Genomic DNA, 22102 nt, shown 5'->3' with positions numbered 1-22102 from the left:
AGTTTATAGAGCGTCCTTTAAAATTTTATTAAATAGATCTTCTTTTGTAAAACTTTCTGTGTAAGTCTCCATTTGTTTAATGATTGACTCTCGATCATTTTCAATTTCTTTAAGTTGTTCTAATAATTTAACCTGTGTAAGTTGATCTTCAGGGATTGTTCTACCATACCCTTTAGATTCAAAATTCTCAGCATTATCAATTTGATCACCACGTGATTGGTCAAGTCCTAAAGGTATTAATAACATAGGAATACGCAATGTTAAAAATTCATAAATAGCGTTAGATCCTGCACGGCTAACTACAGTATCTGTAATAGCTAATAAATCTGTTAACTCTTCTTTAACAAATTCATACTGAACATAGCCTTTAGCATCAATACTAGAATCAACTAGTCCATGACCTGTTAAATGAATAATTTGATAGTCTTGAAGTAATGCTTCTAAATTTTCACGTATAGCTTGATTAAGCTTTTTACTACCTAAGCTACCACCCATGACGAGTAATACTTTTTTTGAGGCGTCGAAACCTGTTAACTGGTATCCACGTGATTGATTACCTTCTTTTAAGTCTTGTCGAATGGTAGCGCCAACGAAGTCTGCTTTATCTTTTGGTAAATATTTTAATGTATCTTCAAATGTTGTATAGATCTTTTTAGCAAATTTCAGTGAAATTTTATTAGCTAAGCCTGGTGTTAAATCCGATTCATGTATAATTGTTGGAATGTTTAGTGAGCGTGCAGCTATTACTACGGGAACTGAAACAAATCCTCCCTTAGAAAATAATAGGTCTGGTTTCTCTCTTTTTAATACTTTGCGTGCATCAATAACACCTTTTAAAACTTTAAATACGTCTTTCGCATTATCAACTGATAGATATCGACGTAATTTACCGCTAGATATTGGATAATATTTAATGTTAGGTAATTGTGATTCAATCATTTCACGTTCTATACCTGTTTTAGAACCAATATAAAATGCGTCGTGCCCTTTATCAGTAGCTGTTGGAATTAAACTTAAATTGACCGATACATGTCCAACAGTACCGCCACCGGTAAATGCTATTTTAGACATAGTAATTAACCTCTATTCTTAAATGTTTTTATAATATGCGTAGAATGGTGCGCCTCTATCAAATGGATGATAGTCAATTTCTGCTTCACCGACTTTTATGAAACCAAATTTTTCAAATAATTCTTGTGCTGGCTTATTTAGAGCAAAAGTATCAGTTAATAGAACATGGATATTATGTTCTTCAGCTAACTTAACTGAGAAATCAAATAACTCTGTAGCTGCTCCTTTATACTGTTGTGATCCAGCAAGTCTATGAATGACATAGGCGCCTTCACGATCGATTGGCCATTCTAACTCATCATACCATTCTGATTGTTGTTGGTCGACCACGATAAAGCCATAAATTGTGTTATTTTCTTCCAACACATATAGTGTTTCGGTATTGATGTCTTCTTCAAAGTGTTCTGTAACTGGATATTTATCATCCCATTGATTATTATTAAATTCTTTCATTAATTTTTTGGCTTCTTCAACTAAAGTTTCTATTTGTGAAATATCTTGCATATTACCTAGTCTTATCATTGTTTATGACACACCTCTTTATTTTAGTTTATTAATTAATTCATCTAAAACTTTATCTTCTTTATTAGCTTTTTCAACTAATAACTGTGTAAATTTCTCATTAGTTTTTTTATCGAATTTACCATTTACTGATAATTCATGTTCTGATTGGAATTTTTTAATAGCTGATTCCAACTGTGTATCAAATTGTTTAGAATCATTGTTAACGTCGTAGCCTAATGCATCTAAACCGATTTTGATAGATTTCACGTATTTTGTATTGTCACCAACAGAATAAGATTTATCAGTTGGAATGACACTGATAGATTGATATTTAGGTGAAGCTATTATTGTATCAGTTTGTATACCTTTCCCATGAATATAATGACCATCAGGTGTTAACCATTTCATTTGTGTATATTTCAATAATGAGCCATCTTTAAATTCACGAGTTGTCTGTACTATTCCCTTACCAAAAGTTTTTGAACCGTAAACTTTAGCTTTTTTGTGGTCTCTCATTGCACCAGTAAATACTTCTGATGCACTGGCAGAACCTTCATTTACTAAGATACTAACTTTCATGTCTTTAGCTTCTTTAGAAGCGTCATTTGACGTTTTGATTGATTCTGTGTCATCGCCTTTTTCAAGTTTTACAACAGTCTGATCTTTATCTATAAAGATATTAGCCATTTTTATGGCTTCATCAAGTAGACCACCAGGATTATTTCTTAAATCTAATACTATATTACGAACACCGTCTTTATGAGCTTTAATAATAGCAGATTTAAGTTCGCCTGCAGTATTATCTTGGAATTTGTTTATAGTAAATACTCCAATGTTGTCTTTCTTCTTATATTCCACGCTTTTTACATGGATTTTACCACGTTTAATTTTAATTTCTTTTTCTTGAGAACCACGTTTTATTGTTAGTTTGACCGTTGTTCCCTCTTTACCACGTACTAATTTTACTACTTGATCTAAAGGTTTGCCTACTACGGATTTTCCATCCACTTTAGTAACAACATCTTTTGGTTGGATACCGGCTTTTTCAGCAGGAGAATCTTTCATTGGACTTGTAATCATTATTTGTTTATCTTTTTTTTGCATTTCTGCACCAATACCTACAAAGTCGCCTGAAACATCTTCATTAAAGCTTTTCGTTTCATCTTTAGTCATGTATTCAGAATAAGGATCTTTAAGTTCTTTAACCATGCCATCTATAGCAGCCTCAGATAATTTACTAGCATTTTGTTTTTTATAGTAATCATTATTAAGTGTCTTATAAGCATATTCAATTTTTTTAATTTCTTGACGTTCATCTTTAGTTAATCCGCTTATTTTGTGACTGATACCAATTGTAGCAGCAACTGTAATACCAGCTGTAATAATGATAATTCCTAATAAAAGTACTATAAATTGCCAAGTTTTAAAATTAATTCTTTTATTAGAAGATGTTTCATTTTTATGTTTGGAGTCTATACTACTTTGTTTTTCCTCAGAATGATGACTCATAAAACCACTTCCTCATATAACATCTTATGTATTTATAATTTCATCTAAAAAGATAATATAAGTATGTCGTTATTTAGACACAAACGCAACTTTTAAGAAATAAGTTGAATAAAAAGCACAAAAGGAGTGGGACAGAATCCATAATGAATTCGTTCCACCCCCTAAAAGATGACTAGAATTGAGAAAGGCTTGATATACTTCTCATTTAGCCAGCTGTTATGAAATTTTTAATGCAATTTTAATATGATACATGTGCTTACCACATTACTGAGTAAGTTAGAATTTTAACCATTCTGTATACTCTTCATATAAATCATCAAACACTGACATGGATACTGATATGTCGCTTTGCATTTCAATATAGTCAGACAATTGATTGAAATCTTTTTCATGTTTTGGAAAAGACAGATCATTAAATATTTCTTCAGCTAAGTCTCCCTTGCTATCTTTACGGCCTCTAACCGTTAGAGCAAATTGATAGAATGAATGTTCTTTCATTAGCTCATTGTCACATCAACAACTTTAGTTTCACCTTTGATGACTGCTTTAACATCATTGACGTGGATTGATTCAGTTTGATCTGAATTTGTAATAATAATTGGTGAAATAACATCTTTCGCATTATTTCTAATATATTCTAGATCAAATTTAAGTAATGGATCACCAACTTGAACAGTGTCGCCACTACTTACTAAGATTTCGAAACCTTGACCATCTAGTTGAACAGTGTCTAAACCTATATGAACTAATATTTCTAAACCATTATCTGCTTTAAGTCCTATTGCGTGTTTAGTTGGAAATACATTGTCAACTTTACCTTCAATTGGAGAAACAACTTCTCCTTCAGTTGGGTTAATACCAAAGCCTTCGCCCATCATTTTTTGTGCAAATACTGGATCTGGAATATCCTCAATATTAATATATTCGCCAGTTAATGGTGCATAGATTTCAATTTCTCTATTAACTTCTTTACCTTTACCAAATAATTTTTTAAACATAATTAGTCACTCCTATTTTTCAAAATGCGGAATTAAATCTCCATATCCAAGTTCTTCTAACTTATCATAAGGGATAAATTGAATCGCTGCAGAATTAATACAATAACGTAGTCCACCGCTTTCTTTCGGACCATCGTTGAATACATGACCTAAATGACTGTTTGCATCTTCCGATCTAACCTCTGTTCTAATCATACCAAATGTTTTATCTACGAGTTCAATGATTTCATTATCATCAATTGATTTAGAGAAACTTGGCCAACCACAATTAGATTCAAACTTTTCCTCAGAAGTAAACAATGGCTTGCCTGAAATTTTATCTACATAAATACCCTTATCAAAATGATTCCAATATTCATTTTGAAATGGAGGTTCAGTACCATTTTCTTGAGTAACTAAATATTCCATTTCATTTAATTCATTTTTATCTTTTTTAATCATTTTGAGACCCCCAATGTGTTTCGATAAATGATTTTCTTCCTGATCCACGTTGATATTGCTCATAATGAGCAGGGTTTTTCTTGTAATAATCTTGATGATAGTCTTCCGCAGGATAAAAGTTTTTGTATGGAAGAATCGGCGTTATAACAGGTTTTTTAAAAATACCTTCTTCATTTAATTGTTGTATTTTGAGTTCAGCTGCTTTCTTTTGCTCTTCATCATGATAAAAGATAGCCGGTTCATAGCTTTCTCCTCTATCGAAGAATTGACCACCGCCGTCTGTAGGGTCAAAAGTTTTAAAATATACATCTAAGATATTTTCAAAGGACGTAATGTCTGAGTTGAACTGAATTTGAACAGCTTCCCTATGTCCAGTTTGATTAGTACAAACTTGTTCATACGTTGGATTTTCAACATGACCTCCACTATATCCAGATACTACCTCTTCAATACCGGGATATGATGTAAAAGGCTTAACCATACACCAGAAACATCCTCCAGCTAAAGTTGCATATGCCATATTATTACCTCCTCTGTCATTATTTAAATTTACGATATAAATACTATTATTTAAAGTAATCTACTCACAATGATGAATTTTATTAAAAGAACAATAGGAAGTAAGCAATGAGATTAATTTGATTCACGAACAACAACCAAGCCGATTGCTCCTTGACCAGTATGAGTTGAAATAACTGGTGTCGTTACATTAACATCATATTTCTGTTGGCCGAATGCCTCATCAAATTGCAACTTGAGCTTGTCAACAAAGTCAAGAACGTTTGCGTGAGCAACACCAATCGATTTAATTTTATGTTTATCGATAAATTCTGAAATTTCTTTTTTTAGATATTGTATACTAGAATTTTGTGTACGTGCATTATGTACGATTTCTAAATATCCATCTTCTAAAGTGCCGACGGGTTTTATTTTCATTATATTACCAATAAAACCTTTTGTCTTACTTATGCGTCCACCTTTAATTAATTGATTTAATTGTCCGATTACAACAAAGAGTTTAATGTTCTTTTGTAATTCTTTGAGTTTGTCTACGATTTGATTAGACGAAAGATTCGTATTAATTAATTCAACAAGTCGTTGGATTTGATAGCCGAGTCCAAATGAAATAGATTTGGAATCAATTACGGTTACTTTAGTGTCAACCATATCACTGGCTTGCAAAGCAGTTTGGTATGTACCACTTAGACCTGATGACATATGGATACTAAAGATTTCAACATCCTCTTTACCAAGTTCTTCGTATAGTTCAATAAATTTCCCGATTGGTGGTTGGCTTGTTTTTACGTCGGCATCTTCCTCAATTCGTTGAATATAAGCCTCAGATGTAATATCTATTTGATCAACAAACGATTTTCCGTCAATCGTTAAGCTTAAAGGTACTACGTGTATATTATGTTGTTTTAGATATTCATGTGATAAATCTGATGTAGAATCAGTCACGATAATTTGTTTAGTCATAAGTGCCTCCGGTTTATCAATTTAATTTAATGTTTACGTACTAAATGTAAAAACGTATGTGGAATTGTATTTTTCTCATCTAACTCTCCGTCTACCGATGACTCTACTTCCCATTCTTCAAAAGTATAAGGTGGGAAAAATGTATCGCCCTGGTGTTTACCATCAACAACAGTAATGTACATATCATCTACTTTATCAATCATTTCTTCAAATAATGACTGACCACCAAAGATGAAAATATGACCTTCTAATTTGTAAATATCATCTATAGAATGAATCACATCTACACCATCAACGTTAAACGTTGTGTCACTCGTTAACACTACATTTCTTCTATTAGGAAGCGGCTTACCAATTGACTCAAATGTTCTTCGCCCCATCACTAGTGTGTTTCCAGTTGATAATTTTTTTACGTGTTTCAAATCATTAGGTAAATTCCATGGTAAATCATTATTATATCCAATAACGCGTTGTTCATCATGTGCTACTAAAATTGATAAAGTCATATTTCCCTTCCCCTCCGTATGAAAAAATTGTTTATATTAATAATCGCAAAATTTCAGCCTATTATACAGCAATAGGTGCCTTAATTGCTGGGTGTGAGTTATATCCAATTAATTCTAAATCTTCGTAATTGATATCGAAAATGGATGCATTTGAATTAATTTTTAAAGTTGGCGGATCAAAACTGTTTCTAGACAATTGTGTTTTTATTGCTTCAATATGATTAGAGTAAATATGTGCGTCACCAAAAGTGTGCACAAATTCTCCAACTTCAAGATTACACTCTTTTGCTATTAAATGAGTTAATAATGCATAGCTAGCAATATTAAATGGTACACCTAAGAAAATATCTGCACTTCGTTGATACAATTGACAACTTAATTTGCCATCTTGAACATAAAATTGGAACATAGTATGACATGGTGGCAAAGCCATGCTATCTATTTCTGTTGGATTCCATGCTGAGACAATATGTCGGCGAGAATTTGGACTACTTTTAATTTGTTCAATAACTGTTTTAAGTTGATCAAAGTGGTTACCTTCTTTATCTACCCAATCTCTCCATTGTTTACCATATACATTACCTAAATCTCCGTATTTTTTTGCAAATGAGTCATCATTTAAAATGTGTTGTTTGAATTTAGACATTTCTTCTTTATACAGTTCATTAAATTCATCGTCTTGTAGTGCTCTATGACCAAAATTGGTCATATCAGGACCATGATAATCATTAGATTGCACATATTTCTCGAAGGCCCATTCATTCCAAATATTATTATTATATTTTAGTAAGTATTGTATATTTGTATCGCCTTTAATAAACCATAATAATTCTGTAGCGATAAGTTTGAAAGATACTTTTTTTGTTGTAAGTAATGGGAAACCCTTAGATAAATCAAATCGTAACTGATGACCAAATTTAGAAATAGTACCGGTATGAGTACGATCATCCCGTTGATTACCAATTTCTAATATTTCTTCGCATAGAGCATGATAGGCTGAATCAAAGGAATTTAACATTTTGCTCATCTCCTAGAATTATTTATATTACTGAATATTATACTAGATAATGCGTATTTATAAAATTAAAATAAAAAAATCCCAAATATAAAATTAGTTTTTAATTTTATATTTGGGATTGAAAAGTGGATCCTCATTTACTCAATTCAAGTTTATACCATCAATTTAGGATGATAGTATTAACTCTGAGTGAATACTTTAATATGGATGACTCAAATTATTTAAAATTATACTGCTTAGCAGTTTTCGTCAAATGCATCTTTAATATCCATACAGATATCTTGAATGTCACGACCTTCGATATGTTCTCTAGGGATAAAATGTTTTAATTCTGTTCCTTTAAATAAAGCGTATGATGGACTTGATGGAACTTGTTGGATGTACTCTCGCATCGTTTGAGTTGCTTCTTTATCTTGTCCAGCAAATACAGTGATTTTATTTGTTGGTTTTTTGTCATTTTGCTCTGCTACGGCAACAGCTGCAGGTCTGGCTAAGCCAGCAGCACAACCACATGTAGAATTAATTACTACAAATGTTGTATCTTCTTCGTTAACATTTTTCATATAATTTGATACATCTTCACTTGTTTCTAAACTTTCAAAACCATTTTCAGTGAGTTCAGCTCTCATTTGTTGTGCTAATTCTTGCATATATTGTTCATAAGGATTCATAATTTTCACTCCTAATTTAGTTTTACTTTAACATAATTATTTATTTCGATTAGCTATTTGTTTCCATACAGAACCTAAAGCCTCATCACCATTTTCGATTCTAGAAATTGCCATCTCAATTTGAAGTTTGACCTCATAAGCAGGATCATTAGCGTGTGACTTTAGACTAGATAATTGTTCTGGTCCGCCTTCATCAAATAGAAACATAGCAGCTCTCCAACGTACAATTTTCTGTGAATCATTTAAGGCTTTTTCCATTTCAGGCAGAGCCTCTTTATAACCTAAATCACTTAAGCAATCTCCAGCAGTGCGTCTAACAGCTGGACTCTTATCATGCAAGCCTTTATATAAGTATGGAAGAATTTCTTTATCTTCAATCATGCCTATTAATACTATGGCTTGTCGTCTTAAGGGTGCTTTATCTTCTTGTAAAGCTTCATCTAATAGGTCAATATCTTGAAGTGTAGGTGTTGGAAATTCTTTTAACATTCTTAATTTATCTTTCCAATCAGTTGCCTCTTTATATTCATTTAAAGTTACATGATGATATTGTTGCTGTGGAATAACAATATCAGTTTCTAATGCAGTTTGAACTAGAGATGCTAACTTTTCAGATGGATATAAAGCAATGATTTCTTCGTACACTTCATTCATAACTTCTTCTAAATCACCGTATCTAACTCCTAAATCTTGCCATTTACGTAAAAACACAACATTGTCTCCATCTTTTTGAGCTTTTAACATACTCTCAACAAAATAGTCCGGCAACTGTTTACGACTTTCATCTGAAGTCGTAGTGAGTTTAATTTGATATGGAATACCTTTAAACATAAGTGCTTCAGCTTTAATCTCTCCATAGTGTTCATCGGGCTTTTTTGATGAATCTAAAAATGACTCATTATTTAAAGTTGAAGTGATTTGAGGTAAGACCACTTCCCAATCGGATTTAGGCTCTTTGTCAATAGCTAAGAAGTCCATCACATAAAATATAGATTTGACACCGTCAATTGTTAATAAATCATTAATAAATTGTGGTTGTTGTTCTTCTACGTATGTGAATGTATTAGATTTATTGTCTTCTCTTTTGTTAGATAATACGATTTTCATAGTATTAGGGCTTGGTGTCGGCTCTACTCTTAATATTTCCATAAGTGCATGTCCCCTTGTAAATATTTATTCAAAAGTAGATTGAATTTGAGGAAGAATACTATTCCAATCTGCATTATCTTCTTTATCGACAGAAATAAAATCCATAACATAGAATATTGATTTTACACCATCAATATCGAACAGTTTATTTATAAAATCAGGTTGTCCTTCTTGAGCAGAAGTAAATGTATTAGATTTATTATCTTCTCTTTTTTCACTTAGGTTAATTTTCATAGTGTTATGATTTGGTGTTTCTTCAATTGAAACAATTTGCATAGTCCTTACCTCCTATTGTAGTTCATTACCTAATTGTTTGATTTGTTTACCTATTGAACACTCAGATATACAAAAATGGTGTGCTTGTGTCTTACCTTCTGTTTTTCTGATATGTGTTTTTAGTAAACATTTTTCACAATAAGTATTCATTAACTCATCAATTTTATTAATTGCTTTTTGTTCGGAATGTGTAAGTATAACAGTCACTCCTTAAGTACAGTATTGTCTTAATATAAGCATGGAATAAGTATAACTTAATTTGTATTTATTTTGAAATAATCGATTTAATAAATAATAAGTGTTGATGAAAATGGTAAGTCGTATTGCATTTATGTAGTAATTACTATAAAATAATTAAGTTGTTTTTGCGGTTTCTAAACACCCGCATCATCAAAATTTAGGAGGATATTTATGTATAATGAAATTTTCGGTGTAGCAACATTTCTTGTTACATTTATATTAATGGTTGTAATGTTTCATTGTTTTGGCAAACAAGGCTTAATTGCTTGGGTAACAATTGGTACAATTATTGCTAATATTCAAGTAATCAAAACAGTTCATATTTTTGGTATTTCTGCTACTTTGGGTAATGTCATGTTTGCGTCTATTTATTTAGCTACAGATATACTTAATGACATTTATGGTCGCAAAGTTGCGAAAAGAGCTGTATGGTTAGGATTTTCTTCTACATTGGTTATGATTATTGTTATGCAAATGTCACTACATTTTATACCTGCACCTGAGGATATGGCTCAAAAATCTTTATCAACAATATTTGATTTAGTACCAAGAATTGCATTAGGTTCAATTATTGCGTATATTATTGGACAACACGTTGATGTATTTATTTTCTCTGCAATTAAAAAAGTATTTAGCTCAGATAAAACATTTATCATTCGTGCTTATGGTAGTACCATGTTAAGTTCAATTATTGACACAGCACTGTTTGTCACAATTGCGTTTGCAGGAACTTTACCAAACATGGTTGTATTCGAAATATTCATTACAACTTATTTATTAAAACTTATTTCTACTATATTTAATGTACCATTCGGTTATATAGCTAAGTCTATGTATCGTAAAGGTCAAATTCATAAACTAGATAAGGGATATTAAAGAATATTATGGGAATGGAAATGATTTCTTAATGAAATCTATGCCATTCCCTATTTTCTTATTTTGTAATACGATAAGAATAGTGAAATTATTAAAATTAAAAGGTGTTAAATTCATATGGCAAAAATTTACTTTGATGCAGCTACTAGAGGTAATCCTGGGCGAAGTGCATGCGGAATAGTTATCAAAGAGAATGATGAAAAGTATGTATATACGCACGACTTAGGCGAACTAGATAATCACAGTGCGGAATGGGCTGCCCTTATTCATGCACTTGAACATGCTCGTGAACTTAATGTTGTTAATGCTTTATTATATACTGATTCAAAATTAATTGAAGATAGTGTTAATCAAGGATTTGTAAAAAACGCACGATTTAAACCATATTATGAGAATTTGGAAATACTCGAAAAAAGTTTTGAATTGGTGTTTGTAAAATGGGTACCTAGAGAACAAAATAAAGAAGCAAATCAAATGGCGCAACAAGCATTGTTTAAACTAACTAAAAAGAAAAATTAACATTAGTTAAATACATAACACCCCTCTATTTAATTTGAAATTAAATAGAGGGGTGTTTTTTAGTCGTTTAAAAAAGCCATTACTTCTCTTCTTTTTTAAATCTTCTTGATAATAATGCGATCCCACTCAATAGTGAAGTCATTAAGAATGCAGTTGATGATTCACTATTGTTGTAACCAGTGTTAGGTAAAGAGCCTACAGTATTTTGATTGCTATCATTTTGATTATAGCCTCTCAAATTATCACCTTGATCATCTGTATTTCCACTATTGTGTTTTGAATCTTTTTGATTTGGATTATGAGTATTACGACCATCTTTATGTGCTTTATCATTATGAGCTAATGTTGCTTTAACTGGTTTAGATAAAGAACTATTAGGATGTTGAGCATTATCAGTAGCTCTTACTGTTACGTCACCTTCTGGTATTGGTGTTGTTGGTTTTATAGTAGCATTTCCGTTACCATCAGTCGTAGCTTTACCAATGACATGTCCATGTTTGTCCAATAATTCAACAAGTGTATAAGGATCGGTTGTAACTTTCACTGGCGTCTTAGTATTTGCTTTATGAATCAGTGTTGTATGAATTTTTGGTTCAGTTGGTGCCGTTGTATCAGTTACTTTAATTGGATCTGAGAATGAACTGTTCGGTGGCTGAGCATGATCTGTAGCTTTAATAATAATTGTACCTTCAGGATATGGTTTGTTTGATTTAATTATTACATGACCGTTTTTATCAGTTTTTCCAGAGCCAATGACATGTCCATCTTTATCAAGTATTTCTACTTTAATGTACGGTTCAGTGATAATTTCAATTGGATCTTTAGTACCTGCTTTACCATTCATACTACCTTTTACTACTGGTTTAGGTGGTGGTGTTGTATCAGTTGCTTTAACAGGTTTAGAAACCGAACTATTTGGTTGTGCTGCATTGTCAGTTGCTTTCACATAAACATTGCCTTCAGGAATTGGCTTTGTTGGTGTAATTATCGCATTACCTTTTTCATCAGTAACGCCAGAGCCAATAACATGGAAATCTTTGTCTAACAATTCCACTTTAGTGTTAGGGTCAGTTGATACTGAAACCGGTGTATAAGTATTTGCTTTTCCGTTAAGACCTGTATTCACTTTAGGTACTGAAGGTGGCGTTGTGTCTGTAGCTTCGATTGGATCGGATGTTGAGCTATTTGGATGTTCAGCATGATCTGTAGCTTTAATCGTTACATTACCTTCAGGAATTGGTTTTGTAGGTGTAATAAAAGCATGACCATTTTGGTCCGTGTCACCTGTACCAATGAGTTGTCCATCTTTATCAAATATTTCTATATGCGTATTTGGATCTGTTACAACTTCAATAGGATCCTGTGTATTGGCTTTACCTGTTAATCCGCCAGGAACTGTTGGTTTTATTGGCGGTGTTATATCGATAACGTTAAAAGGTTGTGAAGTCGTACTATTTGGTTGTGCTGCATTGTCAGTCGCTTTTGCGTAAATATTTCCTTCAGGGATTGGAACATTTGGCGTTATTGTTACGTGACCTTGACCGTCTGTAGTGCCAGAACCAATGATATTACCATCCTTATCAATAATATCAACATGAGTATTGGGGTCAGTCGTAATTGAAATTGGTGTTAGAGTTCCACCTTTATCAGAAACATCCGTATTAAATGTTGGTATATTTGGTGGCGTCGTATCAGTCGCTTTTACTGGATCAGAAATTGAACTATTAGGTACTTCCGCATTATCTGTTGCTCTAACTGAAACATTACCTTCAGGAATAGGTTTAGTTGGTGTAATAAACGCACGTCCAGTACTATCAGTCATGCCAGAACCAATCACATTACCATCTTTATCTAAAAGTTCAACTTTAGTATTTGGATCAGTAGTTACTTCTACAGGATCAGTACTACCAGCTTTACCATCCAAGTTACCCACAACAGATGGTTTTGTAGGTGGTGTTGTATCAGTCGCTTTTACTGGTTCAGAGATAGAACTATTAGGGTGTTCTGCATGGTCAGTCGCCTTAGCAGTTATATTGCCTTCAGGAATTGCTTTATTCGGTATGATTGTCACTTGTCCAGAACCATTTGTTTCACCAGAACCTAAACTATTACCATCTTTATCAAACAATTCAACAGTTGTGTTAGGATCAGTCGTAACAGTGATTGGCGTTTGAGTACCAGCTTTGCCACCTATCTCTGTATTGAAAATTGGAATGATTGGTGGCGTTGTGTCCGTTGCTTTTTTTGGCTTAGAAGTAGAACTATTTGGATGTTCTGCGTTATCAGTTGCTTTAGCGGTTACATCACCTTCCGGAATCGGACGATTAGGTTTAATTGTTACGTGTCCAGTAGAATCAGTTGTTCCTGATCCCAGACTATTACCATCTTTATCAAACAATTCAACAACTGTGTCAGGATCTGTTGTAACTGTAATCGGTGTTTGAGTACCAGCTTTACTAGTTAGGTCAGTTTCTAGATTAGGTGATGTTGGTGGTGTTAAATCTGTTACATTTACTGGGTCTGAGTAACTGCTATTTGGTGTTTCAGCATCATCTGTTGCTTTTGCCGTTAATGGTCCTTCAACCAATGGTCTATTTGGAGTAATTGTAATATGTCCAGTATGATCAGTCATTCCACTACCTAATAAATTATTATCTTTATCAAATAATTCAACTTTAGTAGCAGGGTCAGTAGTAATTTCAATTGGTGTTACTGTACCTACTTTATCTACTAAATTTGTATGAATAATTGGTTTATCAGGCGGTGTAGTGTCGGTAGCTTTCTTAGGATCTGAAGTAGATGAATTTCCACTATCGTCAGTAGCTACAGCTGTTACATTACCTTCTGGAATAGGTCTAGTTGGTACAATGTAAGCATGACCTTTATCATTTGTTCTTGAAGCCCCTAAAGGTTTATTGTATTTATCCCTTAATTCAATTCTTGTAAAAGGATCAGTTGTAACTTCGATTACAAATGGTCTATGTTGAGGGTCTGTATTCAACGCTTCCACAGGATCTGATGTAACACTTTCCCTACCACGAGTGGCTCTTGCTGAAACATTACCTTTGGGAATCCACTGCTGTGGAGTAATAGTGACATGACCCGTTTCATTTGTTCTACCAGTACCCATTGTTGCACCATCTTTATCCAATAGTGCTACTTCAGTATTAGGTGAAGTCAATATTTCAATTGGCCTTTTCGTATTAGCTGCATAGCCCACACTTGTAACAAAAGTTGGTTTAATAAGCGGTGCTTGCTGATCATTTGTAGTTGGTGATGAAGGGTTTGTTGCAGGATTAGAAGAATCTTCGACTGTTCCTGTAACTACTCTAGTGAAATCAGTTTCATCTGAATTAGAAGCTCTTTTTTTTCTAGTGTGAATGTTTTGTGGATGATTTGATACACTTGAATCATTATTAGTTTGTTTATTTAATTTAACTTCATTATTAGTGTTATTGACTTGATTTGATTGTACTTGACCTGTGTGATTATTGGCTAAATGTTGAATTGACGTATTTGTACTTTCGTTAATTGTACTTTCTTGATTGTTATTCGTAAGTTGTTGAGTGGGATTTAAATGTTCGCTAGCTTGTGCATCGTTGTTTACCCCTAAAAATACGAATGTCGCTACTAATGTTGAAAAGGTACCGATTGCATATTTACGAATGCTAAATTTTTGTAATTGATTATGTTGATTCATGGTGCGATATTCTCCTTTACTATTTTAGTAAAAATTAATAAAAGTTATTGTTTATGACATTTTAATTTAACGCATTTCACATAACTATTAATTTAATATCATACTAGATATAGAAATCAAATTTAATTTATATAATATTATTATATCATTCATTTAATAATAAATGTTGTGATATTTAAAAATAGTCGTCTCATTTTAATTTATTGATAAACGGGGTAAAGTTTTTAATAGATGTCTCTGAAATATTTCGTCAAATTATATTGATATGATTATAATTTCAATAGATACTTTAATGTTAAATTAATATTAAAATATGAATTTTTGAAATCAAAAATCCACTGAAATCATTTAAGATCTCAGTGGATTTTCTAATTAGCAGTTATATTAGAATTACTTATTTCTGTTGTTATCTTTTCTTCTACCAATTAGTAAAACAAAGCTACCTAGTAGTGTAACTAAATAAGGTAAAGAATTATTTGATGTTTCTTTTATACCAGTATTTGGTAAATCTTTTACTTTATTTTTAGAAATACCGCCTATATTAGTTATATTTTTCTTTTCACCACGTATTGTATTTTTAGGTTTATTTGAATTATGGTTTCTATACTCTTTTGAATTGTGGTTCTTAGATATTTTTGTTTTATAGTGTTTAGCTTTTTTACCTGATTTTACAATAGGTTTAGTAGCTTTTACTGGCTTAGATACAGAACTATTCGGGTGTTCAGCATTATCAGTTGCCTTGGCAGTGACATTACCTTCAGGAATAGGTTTTGTCGGTGTAATTGTGACGTGACCTGTATTATCTGTTGTACCTGAACCAATGATATTGCCATCTTTATCAAGTAAATCAACATGAGTATTCGGATCAGTTGTCACTGTAATCGGTGTTTGAGTACCAGCTTTACCAACTAAATCAGTATCAAGTGTTGGAACCGTTGGTGGCGTAGTATCAGTTGCTTTAACAGGATCAGACGTAGAACTATTTGGATGTTCAGCATTATCAGTTGCCTTGGCAGTGACATTACCTTCAGGAATAGGTTTTATCGGTGTAATTGTGACATGACCTGTATCATCTGTCGTACCCGAACCAATAATATTGCCGTCTTTATCAAGTAAATCAACATGAGTATTTGGATCTGTCACTACTTCAACAGGAACTTTTGTTCCCGCTTTTCCATCCAGAGTTCCAACAACTGAAGGTTTCACCGGCGGTGTTAAGTCAGTTGCTTTTTTCGGTTGAGATGTAGAACTATTCGGATGTTCTGCATTATCCGTCGCCTTGGCAGTGACATTACCTTCAGGAATAGGTTTTGTCGGTGTGATTGTGACGTGACCTGTATTATCTGTTGTACCTGAACCAATGATATTGCCATCTTTATCAAGTAAATCAACATGAGTATTCGGATCAGTTGTCACTGTAATCGGTGTTTGAGTACCAGCTTTACCACCTAAATCTGTATCAAGTGTTGGAACCGTTGGTGGCGTAGTATCAGTTGCTTTAACCGGATCAGACGTAGAACTATTTGGATGTTCAGCATTATCAGTTGCCTTGGCAGTGACATTACCTTCAGGAATAGGTTTTATCGGTGTAATTGTGACATGACCTGTATCATCTGTCGTACCCGAACCAATAATATTGCCGTCTTTATCAAGTAAATCAACATGAGTATTTGGATCTGTCACTACTTCAACAGGATCTTTTGTTCCCGCTTTTCCATCCAGAGTTCCAACAACTGAAGGTTTCACCGGCGGTGTTAAGTCAGTTGCTTTTTTCGGTTGAGATGTAGAACTATTCGGATGTTCCGCATTATCCGTCGCCTTGGCAGTGACGTTACCTTCAGGAATAGGTCTTGTCGGTGTAATTGTGACATGACCATTACTATCCGTCGTGCCTGAACCAATGATATTACCATCTTTATCAAGTAAATCAACATGAGTATTTGGATCCGTTGTCACTGTAATCGGTGTTTGAGTACCAGCTTTGCCAACTAAGTCAGTATCAAGTGTTGGAACCGTTGGTGGCGTAGTATCAGTTGCTTTAACCGGATCAGACGTAGAACTATTTGGATGTTCCGCATTATCAGTGGCTTTCACAGTGACGTTACCTTCAGGAATAGGCACCGTTGGTGTAATTGTCGCATGACCCGTGTTATCAGTCGTACCCGAACCGATAACATTACCATCTTTATCCAGTAACTCCACTTTCGTATTTGGATCGGTCACTACTTCAACAGGATCTTTTGTTCCCGCTTTTCCATCTAGAGTTCCAACAACTGAAGGTTTCACCGGCGGTGTTAAGTCAGTCGCTTTTTTCGGTTGAGATGTAGAACTATTCGGATGTTCTGCATTATCAGTCGCCTTGGCAGTGACATTACCTTCAGGAATAGGACGAGTTGGCGTGATTGTAACACGTCCATTAGCACCAGTCGTACCCGAACCAATCACACGACCATCTTTGTCTAAAAGTTGCACGCTTGTATTCGAATCCGTAATAACTTCAATTGGTGTTGAAGTTGTCGCCTTTCCACCTAGTGGTGTTGAAACTCTAGGTTTAGTTGGAGGCGTAGTATCCGTTGCTTTCACAGGATCAGATGTAGAACTATTCGGATGTTCCGCATTATCAATTGCTTTAGCCGTAACATTACCTTCCGGAATAGGTCTTGTAGGTGTAATTGACACTCGACCTGAACTATCTGTTGTTCCGGTACCTATGATTTGCCCATTTTTATCTAATAATTGAACATTCGTATTCGGATCAGTTGTAACTGTAACAGGATCAGTCGTACCTGCTTTTCCTCCTAGAGGTGAAGTAACTCTAGGTTTAGTTGGTGGCGTAGTATCCGTCGCTTTTCTAGGTGCAGACGTTGAAACGTTGTTAGCAGGATCATAAGCTTTGGCAATCACATTACCTTCAACAATAGGAGTTGTAGGAGTAATGATTACATGACCATTTCCGTCAGTTGTGCCAGTACCTATAATATGACCATTTTTATCGATTAAATCTACTCTCGTATTTGGATCAGTTGTAACGGTAATTGGAGTTAAAGTCGTCGCTTTACCTGTTAAATCTGTATCTACAGTTGGAACTGTAGGTGGAATTGTATCCGTAACAGGTACATGATCTGAATCGATTGAGTTAGGTGTCTCTGCACCATCTGTAGCACGTGCATAGATTTTTCTTAAAGGTAGTGGCTCTCTTGGCGTAATTATACCGTGACCGTCCATTCCAGTAAGAACTACACCATAACTTTTACCATTTTCGTCAAAAATTTCTACTCTAGTCAATACATCTGTAGAAACATCAATAGGCGTTCTTGTACCTACTTTATTAACTAAATTAGTATTAATTACTGGTTTTCTAGGTGGTGTTGTATCAGTAACATGTCTTGGATCAGATGTTGCATTATTAGTTGCATCAGTTTGATCATATGCTTTCGCAGTGATATTACCTTCGAAAAGATAATGATCTGGGGTGATATTAACATGCCCATTAGAACCAGTAATTCCACGACCGATGACATTATTATTTTTATCTAATAGTTCTACTCGTGTATTTGGTGTAGATGTAATGTCGATAACTGGTGTAGAGAAAGCTTTACCTGCAACATCTGTATTAATGACTGGTTTCATTACAGGTATCAGCGTTGTCGCTTGAACAGGAATCGAAACAGAACTATTCGGATGTAAAGCATTATCTGTAGCTTTCGCAGTCACATTTCCCTCAGGAATAACTCGATCTGGCGTAATAATCACATGACCACTAGCATCCGTTGTACCTGCTCCAAAAATACGTCCATTTTTATCTATTAATGCAACATGTGTATTTGGATCAGTAGAAACATCAATTGGTGTTAATGTACCAGCTTTGTAAACTAATCGTGTGTTAATTACAGGTGTAGTAGGTGGAATTGTGTCAGTTGCAAATTTAGGATCAGATGTTGAAACTTTTGTTTCATCACTGTGATTATAAGCTTTAGCAGTGACGTTACCTTCAGGTATAGGACGAGTTGGCGTAATGTAAGCATGTCCATTAGAACCAGTTGTACCTGTACCAATTTTGTTACCATTTTTATCAAATATTTCGACTTTAGTATTTGGATCTGTAGATACATCAATAACTGTTGTCGTTGTTGCTTTACCTACTAAATCAGAGTTAATTGTTGGTTTCACTGGTGGTTGATTCTCGATAGATGGCAGTGTACTATCTTCAGGTAATATACGACCTGATAAAACTGTATAAGCAGATTTACTTACACCACCCATAGCAGCTGTATTGGCATATGACCAAGCATTTTCTAGCTCGGCAGTAGTTACATTATCTCTTAATTTAACTTCAAGGTGCATATGATACGCACGATTTGCACCTTCAGGATGGTTAGGATCTACTTGAATACCAATACCATAGTTCCATCCACTGAAAATGCCTCGTTGATCTTCGACTGCTTTTCTCAAATCAGGATTATTTCTATTTGAGTGGAAATATTCGTTCGCATCAGAATTAAAACTTCTACCTGGACGAACACCGAAACTAAGATAAAATGTTGTATGACCAAAATCACGCTGATTACTTCTTAGCATATCAATCATTTGCGTACTATTATCTGGATCGATAATAAAATCGCTAGGTGATTCACTTAATAGACTATTTCTACCACTTCTTTTTTCGTAAGCTGCATAAGATAGATTTCTAACTGAATCGCTAGCGAACGAATCATCTGAATTCAATTTCATTACTTTATATGGTAACAGCAAAGCCATACCTAAACGTTGTTGTGATCCAGGTGATATAAAATTAACGCCGTCATTATTAAAGAATACATCATAAACTAAGTATTTTGAATTACCTTCATGTTTATAATAAGCACGCATGACGGTCTTTCTAGAAGTTATACTTTCTACACCGTTTTTTTGTTGACCAGTACCAAGCGCTCTTCCATCAGGTAATGAAGCATAGTTACTTTGATATACAATGACGTTTTTTCCAGCATTCCAACGGCCATTCAATGTAGTAAATCTAAAATTCGTACCTTTTTCCATTTGTTGACCGTTTCTTGGATCGCGTTTACCTGATTGAGAACGAGTAATCACATTTGCTAATGAATTACGTGTTTGCTCTAATCTTGTAATAAAATCTAAAAGTGATTGTTGCGAAACATTACTAGATTGTGTGAAATGATTACTTTCTACAATTATTTTTTTCGCTTCTTCAATGTGAGGATTTGAAGGTTCTAAAGTTTCAACTTCTGGTAATTTACTTTGAATTTCTTGAGTAAGAACAGTCAGTTTAGAAACGTTTTTGCCCTCAATCTTCTGTTCATTATCCGACTTAGATGCTTTAGTTGTGTTTAGCTTATCATCAATTTGTTTAGATGGGTTTAAGCTAGAGTATTCAACTTGTTGTTTACTTTGATTCGAAGATTGCGTCCCTACGATCGATGAAGATTTTTCTTTCAGTTCATTTGTTTTTTCATCTTTTGTGACTGGCGATTTTTCTTCCATCTTTTCTTTAATAGATGTTGATGTCGAATTAGTAATTTCTTTTTCGCTTGTTTGAGTTTCTATAGTATTTTTTTCTGTAGTTATGTTGTCATTTTCTTTTGACTGCTTATTGATTTCTGCAGCTTGATCAGAAGTTTGATCATTTTGAATTGTTATTGCATCATTTGGATTACTATTATTGTCTCGGGATTCTTGTGGTTCAGTATTTTGCTGTGCTTTTTCAACTGTCGTATTGATATTTTCATTCGCATGGGCTTGATCGGTATGCGTTCCTAAAAATACTAACGTGGCGATTAATGTTGAGAAAGTTCCCACTGCATACTTTCGAATACTGAACTTCTGTAGTTTATCTCGATGATTCATTGATGCGCTTCTCTCCTATTCTATGTTGTATATTCTTGATGTTGATGTTATGAGTAGTTTTGAAAAAAGTAATTCCGATAACACATAGCTCAATATCAAATGGATTGATAATTAAGTTACCGTATTTATTGTCTTAATTTTTGTCAGTCATTAGAACATAAAAAATTACTCGACAAAAGTTTCACAACTCCTCTCGGGTATTAATTTCAATTATCATTATGAAATGAACAATTCAATAGTTGTTCTATTTAATTGTATCATTAATTTAATTGAGTGTGAAATAGATTTTATTTTAATAAAATAAAAAAGTATAAATGTTGAGGAGCGTTATAAATTAGTCGAAAAAGAGACTCAAAACACATTATAGGTCTTGAGTCTTTGTACTAAATTATAATTTTGTTGATATATATTTTCCAGAAACATAAAGTTCATGTTCATTGCAAATTGAAAGTATGTGGTTAAGTGAATGTGCATAAGCCATATCTCTATAAATTTCCATGCTATTTAGTGGCACATCAGTATATATTTCGGCTAACTTTTTTGACAAAGTTAAATTATACTTATCTGCTTCAATTTTCTTACGTTGTCCAGGAGTCAATTGTTCAATATTGGATAATACATTCTCAACACTTCCATAAGTTTGAATCAATTTAAGAGCTGTTTTTTCACCTATACCTTTAACACCAGGATATCCGTCTGCAGAATCACCCATAAACGCTTTAATATCAATTAATTGTTGTGGATTTAACTGATATTCTTCATTAAAACGAGTTAAAGTATAACGATTATAAATATTAAATCCTTTCTTTATTAACCAAACTTCTACATTATTATTAATGCATTGTAATAAGTCTTTATCTCCAGTGATGATGTGGACCTCGTTATTATCAGAAAATGTTTTTGCCAAAGTTCCTATCACATCATCAGCTTCATAATTAGTCATTCCAACATTTATAAAGCCAAATTGGTCTGAAATTTCTTTGACGTAGTCAAACTGTGGAATAAGCTCTTCTGGTGGTGATGGACGATTTTGTTTATAGTCAGTATACATATCATTTCTAAAAGTGGATTGTCCCATATCCCAACATACGGCTACATGACTAGGATTGATTTCATTTATTGCTGTGAAGATATGTCTAACGAAACCTTGAATTCCGTTAGTTGGTATACCTTTTGAATTATACATAAATTGATTGTGTAAACTTGTAGCATAAAAATGTCTAAATAATAAAGCCATTCCATCTACTAATAGGACACGATTTTCCATATTTTGTGCCTTCCTT

The 22102-nt window shown here is 33.5% G+C and carries 19 protein-coding genes; 2 read left to right on the top strand and 17 right to left on the bottom strand.

The window, feature by feature from the left end; genetic code table 11:
- Window positions 1-3: 3 nt before the first annotated feature.
- From SBL16_RS05040 to SBL16_RS04975, 14 genes are all read right to left on the bottom strand, one after another.
- Complete coding sequence (locus tag SBL16_RS05040; RefSeq protein ID WP_053018315.1) at window positions 4-1071, bottom strand: undecaprenyldiphospho-muramoylpentapeptide beta-N-acetylglucosaminyltransferase; 1068 nt, start codon at window positions 1069-1071, stop codon at window positions 4-6.
- A gap of 18 nt (window positions 1072-1089) precedes the next feature.
- On the bottom strand, window positions 1090-1593 hold the full coding sequence (locus tag SBL16_RS05035) for a GNAT family N-acetyltransferase (RefSeq protein ID WP_107612135.1): 504 nt from the start codon (window positions 1591-1593) through the stop codon (window positions 1090-1092).
- A gap of 18 nt (window positions 1594-1611) precedes the next feature.
- Window positions 1612-3084 (bottom strand): S41 family peptidase, encoded by a 1473-nt coding sequence (locus tag SBL16_RS05030; RefSeq protein ID WP_107612136.1) that lies wholly within the window; start codon window positions 3082-3084, stop codon window positions 1612-1614.
- Window positions 3085-3360: 276 nt separating this feature from the next.
- Window positions 3361-3582, bottom strand: coding sequence for a YozE family protein (locus SBL16_RS05025; RefSeq protein ID WP_053017655.1), 222 nt, complete (start codon window positions 3580-3582; stop codon window positions 3361-3363).
- Window positions 3582-4082 (bottom strand): PTS glucose transporter subunit IIA, encoded by a 501-nt coding sequence (locus tag SBL16_RS05020; protein WP_107613748.1) that lies wholly within the window; start codon window positions 4080-4082, stop codon window positions 3582-3584. Before SBL16_RS05020 ends, SBL16_RS05025 begins: the two co-directional genes overlap by 1 nt.
- Before the next feature lie 12 nt (window positions 4083-4094).
- A complete protein-coding gene (gene msrB, locus SBL16_RS05015; RefSeq protein ID WP_037537085.1) occupies window positions 4095-4523 on the bottom strand; it encodes a peptide-methionine (R)-S-oxide reductase MsrB in 429 nt (142 codons plus the stop codon).
- A complete protein-coding gene (gene msrA / locus SBL16_RS05010; RefSeq protein WP_011275777.1) occupies window positions 4516-5043 on the bottom strand; it encodes a peptide-methionine (S)-S-oxide reductase MsrA in 528 nt (175 codons plus the stop codon). The genes msrB and msrA overlap by 8 nt, the downstream gene beginning before the upstream one ends.
- Window positions 5044-5156: 113 nt before the next feature.
- Window positions 5157-6002, bottom strand: coding sequence for a fatty acid kinase binding subunit FakB2 (fakB2, locus tag SBL16_RS05005; protein WP_037537084.1), 846 nt, complete (start codon window positions 6000-6002; stop codon window positions 5157-5159).
- A gap of 26 nt (window positions 6003-6028) precedes the next feature.
- Window positions 6029-6508 carry a dihydrofolate reductase gene (locus SBL16_RS05000; protein ID WP_107612138.1) on the bottom strand — a complete coding sequence of 160 codons (480 nt, stop codon included), beginning with the start codon at window positions 6506-6508 and terminating at the stop codon, window positions 6029-6031.
- A gap of 61 nt (window positions 6509-6569) precedes the next feature.
- A complete protein-coding gene (locus tag SBL16_RS04995; protein ID WP_107612139.1) occupies window positions 6570-7526 on the bottom strand; it encodes a thymidylate synthase in 957 nt (318 codons plus the stop codon).
- Between the two features lie 236 nt (window positions 7527-7762).
- Complete coding sequence (brxA, locus tag SBL16_RS04990) at window positions 7763-8197, bottom strand: bacilliredoxin BrxA (protein ID WP_011275773.1); 435 nt, start codon at window positions 8195-8197, stop codon at window positions 7763-7765.
- Window positions 8198-8233: 36 nt separating this feature from the next.
- Window positions 8234-9346: a conserved virulence factor C family protein gene (locus SBL16_RS04985; RefSeq protein ID WP_107612140.1), complete on the bottom strand. Its 1113-nt coding sequence runs from the start codon at window positions 9344-9346 to the stop codon at window positions 8234-8236.
- A gap of 24 nt (window positions 9347-9370) precedes the next feature.
- Window positions 9371-9622 (bottom strand): NifU N-terminal domain-containing protein, encoded by a 252-nt coding sequence (locus SBL16_RS04980; protein ID WP_107612141.1) that lies wholly within the window; start codon window positions 9620-9622, stop codon window positions 9371-9373.
- A 12-nt stretch (window positions 9623-9634) separates the two neighbouring features.
- Window positions 9635-9829 carry a zinc-finger domain-containing protein gene (locus SBL16_RS04975; protein ID WP_107612142.1) on the bottom strand — a complete coding sequence of 65 codons (195 nt, stop codon included), beginning with the start codon at window positions 9827-9829 and terminating at the stop codon, window positions 9635-9637.
- Window positions 9830-10033: 204 nt separating this feature from the next.
- On the opposite strand from SBL16_RS04975, the gene SBL16_RS04970 reads away from it, so the two are divergent.
- Both SBL16_RS04970 and SBL16_RS04965 read left to right on the top strand, forming a co-directional pair.
- Window positions 10034-10738 (top strand): queuosine precursor transporter, encoded by a 705-nt coding sequence (locus SBL16_RS04970; protein ID WP_107612143.1) that lies wholly within the window; start codon window positions 10034-10036, stop codon window positions 10736-10738.
- 117 nt (window positions 10739-10855) lie between these two features.
- The gene (locus SBL16_RS04965; RefSeq protein WP_037537078.1) at window positions 10856-11257 is read left to right on the top strand and encodes a ribonuclease HI family protein; all 402 of its coding nucleotides are present in this window, start codon (window positions 10856-10858) and stop codon (window positions 11255-11257) included.
- Between the two features lie 79 nt (window positions 11258-11336).
- Here the strand turns inward: SBL16_RS04965 and SBL16_RS04960 are convergent, their stop codons facing one another.
- The 3 genes from SBL16_RS04960 to SBL16_RS04950 all read right to left on the bottom strand — a co-directional run bounded on the left by SBL16_RS04960 (window position 11337) and on the right by SBL16_RS04950 (window position 22086).
- Window positions 11337-14957 (bottom strand): YSIRK-type signal peptide-containing protein, encoded by a 3621-nt coding sequence (locus SBL16_RS04960; RefSeq protein WP_119472209.1) that lies wholly within the window; start codon window positions 14955-14957, stop codon window positions 11337-11339.
- Between the two features lie 390 nt (window positions 14958-15347).
- Window positions 15348-20819, bottom strand: a complete 5472-nt coding sequence (locus tag SBL16_RS04955; protein WP_317953008.1) for a YSIRK-type signal peptide-containing protein — start codon at window positions 20817-20819, stop codon at window positions 15348-15350.
- A 388-nt stretch (window positions 20820-21207) separates the two neighbouring features.
- Complete coding sequence (locus SBL16_RS04950) at window positions 21208-22086, bottom strand: 5'-3' exonuclease (RefSeq protein ID WP_037537076.1); 879 nt, start codon at window positions 22084-22086, stop codon at window positions 21208-21210.
- Window positions 22087-22102 lie beyond the last annotated feature (16 nt).

Source organism: Staphylococcus sp. NWU MK-U1 (genome assembly GCF_033283505.1).
Lineage (GTDB): Bacteria > Bacillota > Bacilli > Staphylococcales > Staphylococcaceae > Staphylococcus > Staphylococcus haemolyticus.
The sequence above is the reverse complement of the archived record's forward strand: the minus strand, read 5'-3'. Positions and strand labels throughout refer to the sequence as shown.

Coding starts and splice junctions, on each gene's coding strand:
- SBL16_RS05040 (WP_053018315.1), bottom strand. CDS start 1,071: ATGTCTAAAATAGCATTTACCGGTGGCGGTACTGTTGGACATGTATCG.
- SBL16_RS05035 (WP_107612135.1), bottom strand. CDS start 1,593: ATGATAAGACTAGGTAATATGCAAGATATTTCACAAATAGAAACTTTA.
- SBL16_RS05030 (WP_107612136.1), bottom strand. CDS start 3,084: ATGAGTCATCATTCTGAGGAAAAACAAAGTAGTATAGACTCCAAACAT.
- SBL16_RS05025 (WP_053017655.1), bottom strand. CDS start 3,582: ATGAAAGAACATTCATTCTATCAATTTGCTCTAACGGTTAGAGGCCGT.
- SBL16_RS05020 (WP_107613748.1), bottom strand. CDS start 4,082: ATGTTTAAAAAATTATTTGGTAAAGGTAAAGAAGTTAATAGAGAAATT.
- msrB (WP_037537085.1), bottom strand. CDS start 4,523: ATGATTAAAAAAGATAAAAATGAATTAAATGAAATGGAATATTTAGTT.
- msrA (WP_011275777.1), bottom strand. CDS start 5,043: ATGGCATATGCAACTTTAGCTGGAGGATGTTTCTGGTGTATGGTTAAG.
- fakB2 (WP_037537084.1), bottom strand. CDS start 6,002: ATGACTAAACAAATTATCGTGACTGATTCTACATCAGATTTATCACAT.
- SBL16_RS05000 (WP_107612138.1), bottom strand. CDS start 6,508: ATGACTTTATCAATTTTAGTAGCACATGATGAACAACGCGTTATTGGA.
- SBL16_RS04995 (WP_107612139.1), bottom strand. CDS start 7,526: ATGTTAAATTCCTTTGATTCAGCCTATCATGCTCTATGCGAAGAAATA.
- brxA (WP_011275773.1), bottom strand. CDS start 8,197: ATGAATCCTTATGAACAATATATGCAAGAATTAGCACAACAAATGAGA.
- SBL16_RS04985 (WP_107612140.1), bottom strand. CDS start 9,346: ATGGAAATATTAAGAGTAGAGCCGACACCAAGCCCTAATACTATGAAA.
- SBL16_RS04980 (WP_107612141.1), bottom strand. CDS start 9,622: ATGCAAATTGTTTCAATTGAAGAAACACCAAATCATAACACTATGAAA.
- SBL16_RS04970 (WP_107612143.1), top strand. CDS start 10,034: ATGTATAATGAAATTTTCGGTGTAGCAACATTTCTTGTTACATTTATA.
- SBL16_RS04965 (WP_037537078.1), top strand. CDS start 10,856: ATGGCAAAAATTTACTTTGATGCAGCTACTAGAGGTAATCCTGGGCGA.
- SBL16_RS04960 (WP_119472209.1), bottom strand. CDS start 14,957: ATGAATCAACATAATCAATTACAAAAATTTAGCATTCGTAAATATGCA.
- SBL16_RS04955 (WP_317953008.1), bottom strand. CDS start 20,819: ATGAATCATCGAGATAAACTACAGAAGTTCAGTATTCGAAAGTATGCA.
- SBL16_RS04950 (WP_037537076.1), bottom strand. CDS start 22,086: ATGGAAAATCGTGTCCTATTAGTAGATGGAATGGCTTTATTATTTAGA.